This is a genomic window from Brevibacterium picturae (assembly GCF_030453725.1).
In the GTDB taxonomy this organism is placed as follows: Bacteria; Actinomycetota; Actinomycetes; order Actinomycetales; family Brevibacteriaceae; genus Brevibacterium; species Brevibacterium sandarakinum_A.
In genome coordinates, this window is sequence record NZ_JAKDJU010000196.1 from 1 (window position 1) to 5,095 (window position 5,095).

The window sequence follows — 5,095 nt, forward strand, 5'->3', positions numbered from 1 at the left end:
CGTCCGCACGGGACCAGGGTCGCTCCCGCACCATCGACGCAGTCGAATGCCACGAGTCGGCCGCCGCCGGACATGAACAGGTCGGAGACGAGCGAGCATTCGGCACACAGTGTGACCCCGAACGAGGCGTTCTCGATATTGGCGCCGCTGACGATTCGTCCGTCATCGACGAGTGCGGCCGCACCGACCGGATAGGACGAATACGGAACGTAGGCATACTGCATTGCCCGCATCGCCTCATCGCGCAGCAGCGACCAGGTTTCCTCGCTCAGGTCGTCGACCGTGGCAGGGATGGGTTCCACGATCCACTCGTGTTCAGAGGCTTCGACATCTGTGGAAGTCATAGGGGATACCTCTCTCTTGGGGTTTGAACTATTTCACGTACGGCACGCCCGAGGACGCCGGTGGGCGGACCCGGCCGACGAAACCAGCGACGGCGAGAACCGTGACGATATAGGGAAGCATGAGCAGCAGCTCGTTGGCCACCGGGGTGCCGATGGACTGCAGAGTGTTGCCCAAACTCTTGGAGAAGCCGAACAGCAGGGCAGCGAGCAGGGCGCCCTTCGGGTTCCACTTGCCCAGGATCATCGCCGCCAGTGCGATGTACCCCTGGCCGGCCGACATCTCCTTGCCGAACGCCAGACCCGATCCGACGGTGAAGAAGGCACCACCGAGGCCCGCAATGGCACCGGCCAGAAGTGTGTTGCGCACGCGGGTGAAGTTGACCTTGATGCCCACGGTGTCGGCGGCCTTCGGGTGTTCGCCCACTGCCCGCATCCGCAGGCCCCACTTCGAGCGGAACACGAAGATCTGGAGGGCGATGACGACGACGTACATGATGTAGACGAGGATGTTCTGGTCGAAGAGCACCCGGCCCAGGATGGGGATGTCCGACAGCAGCGGAATCGGCAGATCGGGAAGCTTCTGCCTGGCGTTCCACAGCTCGGGGTCCTCCGTCAGCACCGTCGAGTAGAGGAAGCTGGTGACGCCGACGACGAGCACGTTGAGGACGACGCCGATGATGATCTGGTTGACCCAGTACTTCACTGCGAAGAACGTGAGGATCACGGCCACCAGCGCACCGGCGATCGGTGCCGCCAGCAGTCCCGCGTAGGGGTTCTTAACCACGGAGGCGACGACTGCGGCGAGGAAGGCACCAGCCAGGAGCTGACCTTCGATGGCGATGTTGATGATGCCGGAACGTTCGCCGACGAGGCCGCACATGGCGCCGAAGATCAGCGGCACGGACAGTGCCAAGGCACCGGCCAGCAGTGTGGTCAGCGGGATCACTCCGCCGCTGCCGCCACCGGCCCAGGCGAGGAACGAGACGACGAAGAGGATGCCGAAGACCATCGGGAACCAGGCGGCCAGGGTGATCCGCTTCAGCGCGAGGTAGACCGACGTTGCCGCCATGACCACGAGGATGAGCGACAGGATCAGTCCGGCCACGGTGGAGGAGACTACGACGTCGGGAATCGCGAAGAGGTCTCCGCCGGTCGCGATCCGAAACGTCGTCTCACCGTCACGGCCGATGAGGCCGAAGAAGATGAGCGAGACGAGCGCCAGGATCGAGTAGGTGATCGGGAACTTCCACGCGATCGGGGTCAGCGCCTTGGACTGTGCCGAGGTCTTCGCCGCCGGTGTCGCAGCAGTCGTGTTCTGAGCAGTCATGTCAGGCCTCCTTCCGCTTGAGCGCCGGTGTGGGCAACCGGAAGATCGACCTCACAAGTGGTGGGGCCGCGATGAGCAGGACGATGACGGACTGGACCACGAGGACGATGTCGATCGGGGTGCCGGTCTGCGATTGCATCAGGTAGCCGCCGGCCTTGAACGCACCGAACAGCAGACCCGCGAGGAACGTCCCCAAGGGTTTGGATCGTCCCAGCAGTGCCACGGTGATGGCGTCGAAGCCGATCGAACCGCTGATTCCGCCGGTGAGTTTGAACTCCGTGCCGAGCACTTGAGCCGCTCCGCCGAGTCCGGCGAGTGCTCCGGCGACGATCATCACGAGGATCGTCACCTTCGACACGGAGATGCCGGCGGTCCGGGCCGCGTGCGGGTTGGCGCCGACGGCCTTGAACTCGAAGCCGATCGTCGAGCGTTCGAGCAGCCACCACACGAAGATCGTGGCGAGGATGGCGATGATGAAGCCGAAGTGCAGCCGGAACGGTGCCGGCAGCAGCAGGAACATCTGCGAGGAGTCATCGAGTGTCCGTGACTGCGGATTCGCCGAGGTGGTGTGCGTGAACCAGCTCTGCTTGAGCAGGTACCCCAACAGGTAGCCGGCGATGGAGTTGAGCATGATCGTCACGATCACCTCGTTGGCTCCGGTCCGTGCCTTGAGGACACCGGCGATGCCGGCCCAGATCGCGCCGCCGATGATGCCGCCGATGGCTGCGATGAGCATGTGCACGACGGGAGGCAGATCAAGGGCATAGCCGAGGAAACCGGCGATCGTGGCACCGAGGATGACCTGGCCCTGACCGCCGATGTTGAACAGTCCCGAACGGAACGCCAAAGCGATGCCGAGTCCTGTGAGGATGAGTGGGGTGCCGCTGACCAGGGATTCGGTCAGGGGGCGGATCGCACGTTCGGTGGTGCGGGCGTTCCAGTCGAAGACCGCGCCGCGGAACAGCGCCGAATACGCGTCGCCGACGGTGGAGAACAGGGTCGAGAAGAAGGATCCTGGGGCCGCGAAGATGTGCTTCGCCGCCTCGACGACCTCAGCGTTGGACACGGCGATGAGCACACCGCCGAGGAGAAGCGCGACCACGATGGCCAGCACCGACACCAACCATGACCCGGACAGGATCTCCCGGAGCAGATTCGGTTCCTTCCCCTCTTCCGCCTCGGGGCTCGGCGGTGGAGCCGGCGACGGTGGCGCCGGGGAGATGTCAGTTGTCATTTGGCTTCCTCCGCCGAGGTGGTGGCTGAGTTCGTCTCGGGTGCCGAGGTGGCGGCATCGTTCTCATCGGGTGCCGCGGTGGCGGCGAGTGCTTCGTCGGCAGGGACGCCGGCCATCATCAGACCCAGGGCCTCACGTGAGATGTCGGCATCGACGATGCCGACGATGCGGCCCGAGTACATGACGGCGATCCGGTCGGCGATTCCGTAGACTTCGTCGAGTTCTGTCGAGACGATGAGACAGGGAGTGCCGGCATCGCGCTCGGCGATGACGCGTTTGTGGACGAACTCGATCGAGCCGACGTCGAGGCCGCGGGTGGGCTGGCTGGCGATGAACAGTTGCAGGTCGCGACCGAGTTCACGGGAGAGGACGACCTTCTGCTGGTTGCCTCCCGACAGTGTCGCGATCGGGTCGACGACGCTGCCGAGGCGGATGTCGAACTCCTCGACCTTCTTCTTCGCCTCGTCGTTGATGACCGCGGGTTTGAGATTGAGGCCCTTGGCATACGGAGGACGATCGTAGACGTCGAGGATCATGTTCTCGCGGATCGTGAACTCGGCGATGATGCCGTCGGTGGATCGGTCTTCGGGGACGAAGCCGATGCCCGAACCCAGACGGTTCTTGACGGATTGGCCGACGAGGTTCTTCCCGTCGAGGGTGATCGAGCCCAGACGTGGTTGGCTCAGCCCGATGATGGTTTCGGCCAACTCCGTCTGGCCATTGCCTTGGACACCGGCGACGGCGAGGATCTCACCTCGGCGAACATCGAAGCTGACATCGTCGACGACGACGTTCTCGGCCTTGTCGACGACGGTGAGGCCCCGTACCTGGAAGGTGGCGTCGCCAGGGTCGGCCTCGTCCTTCTCCGTCGTCAGGGATACGGCACGGCCGACCATCTGGCTGGCCAGCTCCGCCTCGGTGGATTCTGGGGAGGCCTCGCCGACGATCTTGCCGCGGCGGATGACCGTGATGGAGTCCGCGATCGCTCGGACCTCACGCAGTTTGTGGGTGATGAACACGATCGAGGTGCCCTGCTCCTTGAGCTGGCGCATGATCGAGATGAGCTCGTCGGTCTCCTGCGGGGTGAGCACGGCGGTGGGCTCGTCGAGGATGAGGATCTTCGCATCGCGGGACAGTGCCTTGATGATCTCGACGCGCTGCTGAGCACCGACCGGCAGGTCCTCGATGCGAGCGTCGGGGTCGATGTTGAAGTTGAAGCGGGAAGAGATCTCCCGGACCTTCTTCCGCGCCTCGGCGAGGTCGATGAGTCCCAGGGACTTCGTCGGCTCATAGCCGAGTGCCACCGATTCGGCGACGGTGAACACGGGCACGAGCATGAAGTGCTGGTGGACCATGCCGATGCCGGCGGCCACGGCGTCGCCGGGACCGGCGAAGGTCACAGGCTTGTCGTCGAGGAGGATGTCTCCCCCGTCGGCGTCGTAGAGTCCGTAGAGGACGTTCATCATGGTGGATTTTCCGGCGCCGTTCTCACCCAGCAGGGCGTGGATCTCGCCCGGCTCGATGGTGAGATCGATGTGGTCGTTGGCCACGAACGATCCGAACACCTTCGTCATCCCGCGAAGCTCGAGTTTCACTGCTTCCGGTACTCCTCATAAATTCGAAAACTGCAGGGCCGAAAGGACTCGGCCCTGCAGTTTAACCTATTCGCCTATTTGGGCGTGCTCTCGGAATCCACGGTCAGCGATCCGTCGATGATCTTCTTCTCGAGCTCTTCGACCTTCTTCTTCACGTCCTCGGGAACCTTGTCCTCGAAGTCGTGGTAAGGAGCAAGTCCGACGCCTTCGTTCTCAAGGGTGCCGACGTAGGGCTCGGAGGTGAAATCGCCCTTCTGAGCCTCGGCGACGGTGTCCTCGACGGCGTTGGCGATTTCCTTGACCACCGAGGTGAGGATGATGTCTCCGTATTCAGTGGACTCGTAACCGTCGGAGTCGACCCAGACGAGTTTGACGTCCTTGGCTTCCTTGGCAGCGGCGGCTGCACCCAATCCCACAGGACCGGCGACGGGCATGATGACGTCGGCGCCCTGGGAGATGAGCTGCTTGGTCAGCGCCTGTCCCTGGCCCTGGTTCTCGAAGTCCCCGGAGAACGACCCCTCCTGCTTCTCCTTGTCCCAGCCCAGGAGCTTGACGTCTTCCTTGTTCTCTTCGTTGAACTTCTTGACGCCATCGG

At 63.6% G+C, this 5,095-nt stretch carries 5 protein-coding genes; all 5 read right to left on the minus strand.

What is annotated here, in order from left to right:
• A partial coding sequence (locus L0G76_RS13905; RefSeq protein ID WP_304357765.1) for a cytidine deaminase occupies nucleotides 1-233 on the minus strand: 233 nt, incomplete at its 3' end.
• Between the two features lie 139 nt (nucleotides 234-372).
• On the minus strand, nucleotides 373-1,671 hold the full coding sequence (locus L0G76_RS13910) for an ABC transporter permease (RefSeq protein WP_304357762.1): 1,299 nt from the start codon (nucleotides 1,669-1,671) through the stop codon (nucleotides 373-375).
• Between the two features lies 1 nt (nucleotide 1,672).
• Nucleotides 1,673-2,905, minus strand: a complete 1,233-nt coding sequence (locus L0G76_RS13915; RefSeq protein WP_304357763.1) for an ABC transporter permease — start codon at nucleotides 2,903-2,905, stop codon at nucleotides 1,673-1,675.
• Nucleotides 2,902-4,500 (minus strand): ABC transporter ATP-binding protein, encoded by a 1,599-nt coding sequence (locus tag L0G76_RS13920; RefSeq protein WP_101641711.1) that lies wholly within the window; start codon nucleotides 4,498-4,500, stop codon nucleotides 2,902-2,904. Before L0G76_RS13920 ends, L0G76_RS13915 begins: the two co-directional genes overlap by 4 nt.
• Before the next feature lie 74 nt (nucleotides 4,501-4,574).
• Nucleotides 4,575-5,095: BMP family lipoprotein (locus L0G76_RS13925; RefSeq protein ID WP_304357764.1), on the minus strand; the 521-nt coding region annotated here is incomplete at its 5' end.

Coding starts and splice junctions, on each gene's coding strand:
- L0G76_RS13910 (WP_304357762.1), bottom strand. CDS start 1,671: ATGACTGCTCAGAACACGACTGCTGCGACACCGGCGGCGAAGACCTCG.
- L0G76_RS13915 (WP_304357763.1), bottom strand. CDS start 2,905: ATGACAACTGACATCTCCCCGGCGCCACCGTCGCCGGCTCCACCGCCG.